3 protein-coding genes and 1 pseudogene are annotated in these 2482 nt (G+C 37.3%); all 4 read left to right on the plus strand.

The window, feature by feature from the left end:
- Nucleotides 1–46: 46 nt before the first annotated feature.
- Nucleotides 47–1822: an excinuclease ABC subunit UvrC gene (gene uvrC / locus A5875_RS02900; protein ID WP_088932210.1), complete on the plus strand. Its 1776-nt coding sequence runs from the start codon at nt 47–49 to the stop codon at nt 1820–1822.
- A gap of 85 nt (nt 1823–1907) precedes the next feature.
- Nucleotides 1908–2114: a helix-turn-helix transcriptional regulator gene (locus A5875_RS02905; protein ID WP_088932211.1), complete on the plus strand. Its 207-nt coding sequence runs from the start codon at nt 1908–1910 to the stop codon at nt 2112–2114.
- On the plus strand, nt 2111–2242 hold the full coding sequence (locus tag A5875_RS24090) for a hypothetical protein (RefSeq protein WP_254911841.1): 132 nt from the start codon (nt 2111–2113) through the stop codon (nt 2240–2242). The genes A5875_RS02905 and A5875_RS24090 overlap by 4 nt, the downstream gene beginning before the upstream one ends.
- Before the next feature lie 105 nt (nt 2243–2347).
- Nucleotides 2348–2482 (plus strand): annotated as a pseudogene (locus A5875_RS02910) (cell division protein ZapA); the annotation flags it as partial.

Genomic DNA, 2482 nt, shown 5'->3' on the forward strand with positions numbered 1-2482 from the left:
AGATGTGTATAAGATATTAGGAGATAGCTGTGAAGGGAAGCAACTTATGAACGAACGAATTAAGAATAAATTAGCGCTTTTACCAGATCAACCAGGTTGCTATCTGATGAAAGATAAGAACGGCACGATCATTTATGTGGGGAAGGCTAAAATTTTAAAGAATCGTGTCCGCTCATATTTCACGGGTAGTCATAACACCAAGACTGAGCGATTAGTCAGTGAGATTGTGGACTTTGAGTATATCGTGACAGAATCCAATATCGAGGCGTTGTTGCTTGAGATTAATTTAATCAAGAAAAATGATCCAAAATACAACATCATGTTAAAGGACGATAAGACATATCCGTTTTTAAAAATTACGAATGAAAAATATCCTCGATTGATGATTACTCGTAAGGTGTTGAAGGATAAAGCTCATTACTTTGGTCCTTATCCTGATGTGAATGCTGCTAATGAAACAAAAAAATTATTGGATCGACTGTTCCCGTTACGAAAATGTAAACCATCGCAAAAAACACCCTGTCTTTATTATCACTTAGGCCAGTGTTTGTGTCCCTATGCTTTTCATGTGGACCCACAGGTTTATAAGGATATGGTGGAGGAAATAAAAAACTTTTTGAATGGTGGCCACACAGAGATTCAAGATCAATTAAAAGAAAAAATGAATCAAGCAGCTGCGGATATGGAATTTGAAAAAGCCGCAGAGTATCGTGATCAAATCAAAGCGATCGAAACAGTAATGACGAAACAAAAAATGACTAATACTGATTTAGTTGATCGTGATATTTTCGGATACGCAACAGATAAAGGTTGGATGTGTGTTCAAGTCTTTTTTGTGCGTCAAGGAAAGCTAATTGAGCGAGATGTTTCAATGTTTCCATTTTATAATGATGCGGAAGAAGATTTTCTTACCTATATCGGACAATTTTATCAAGAGAATGAACACTTCATTCCCAAAGAGGTGCTGATTCCTGATAATATCGATAAACCAAGTGTAGAAGCGATGTTAGAGACCCGAGTTCTACAACCGCAACGCGGCGAAAAGAAGAAACTTGTAAGGTTGGCAGGGAAAAATGCACAGGTTGCTCTAAATGAGAAATTCGACTTGATTGGACGCAGTGAAGCTCGGACCATTGGTGCTGTCGAAAAATTGGGAGATGCTATGAATATTCCCGCACCGATCCGAATCGAAGCATTCGATAACTCTAATATTATGGGGACTGATCCAGTTTCGGCAATGGTAGTTTTCATCGATGGTAAACCAGCTAAAAAAGAATACCGTAAATATAAGATCAAAACGGTTAAGGGTCCCGATGACTACGCTTCGATGCGAGAAGTTATCTATCGCCGCTATTCCCGTGTTTTAAAGGAAGGCTTACCATTTCCAGATTTGATCGTGATTGATGGAGGAAAAGGACAGGTAGATGTCGCGAAGGATGTCTTGGCCAACCAATTAGGTATCGACATTCCGATTGCTGGTCTGGCAAAAGATGATAAGCATAAAACCAGCGAGTTGCTTTTTGGTCCAGAGCTAAGTGTTGTACCTTTAGAGCGCAATTCACAAGAATTCTTCTTGCTTCAGCGAATTCAAGATGAAGTTCACCGTTTTGCAATTACATTCCATCGTCAATTACGCAGTAAAAATAGTTTTGCTTCAAAATTGGATAATATTGATGGCTTGGGACCAAAACGAAAAAAAATGCTGTTAAAGGAATTTAAGTCATTAAAAAATATTCAAGCAGCCTCGATTGAAGAATTACAAAAAGTTGGCTTGCCAAAAGCAGTAGCTGAAAACACGCATAATCAACTTCAGAAAAAATAATGTATAGCACCCTTTACATAAAATGTAAAGGGTGCTATACTTTTTTTGTAGATGTAAAGCGCACTGTACATTAAGGGGTGATCACGTGCAGAATCGAATTCAAATGCTTCGCAAAGAACGCAAGATGACCCAAAGTGATCTTGCATTAGAATTGGAGGTCACACGACAAACAATTATTTCACTAGAAAATGGACGTTACAATGCTTCTTTAATTTTAGCTCATAAAATAGCACGCTATTTTGATCGGGCTATCGAAGATGTGTTCATTTTTGATGAGGAGGATGAGGAATGAAGAAGAATTTATCCAAAGCGGATCGTGAGTATCGCCGAAAATTAAAAAGAATGAACATATTCTATGTAGTTGCAATTATTTTTATGTTGGCCTGCTCAGGTATACTTCTTATTGGAATAAATAGATAGATGTGTATAAGAGACAGGTTGTACATATGAAAGGTTTTAGCATATAATAAATTAGTATTTTTGATACTGGGTTATTAAAAAATTGTATTAGAAAGGTTGATCGATATGGCGCAAAATCGCTATAAGGCAATCGTTGCCGGTCAGACTTATACTATCATTGGTCAAGAATCGAAGCAACATATGGATATGGTTACAGCTTTGGTCAATGAACAGTTAAATGAGATCATGTCGTTATCACCT

This window comes from Enterococcus sp. 3H8_DIV0648, assembly GCF_002140655.1.
Taxonomy (GTDB): domain Bacteria; phylum Bacillota; class Bacilli; order Lactobacillales; family Enterococcaceae; genus Enterococcus_A; species Enterococcus_A hulanensis.

Bases quoted from the DNA above. Each gene is read 5' to 3' on its own strand.
- uvrC (WP_088932210.1), top strand. From the start codon at position 47: ATGAACGAACGAATTAAGAATAAATTAGCGCTTTTACCAGATCAACCA.
- A5875_RS24090 (WP_254911841.1), top strand. From the start codon at position 2,111: ATGAAGAAGAATTTATCCAAAGCGGATCGTGAGTATCGCCGAAAATTA.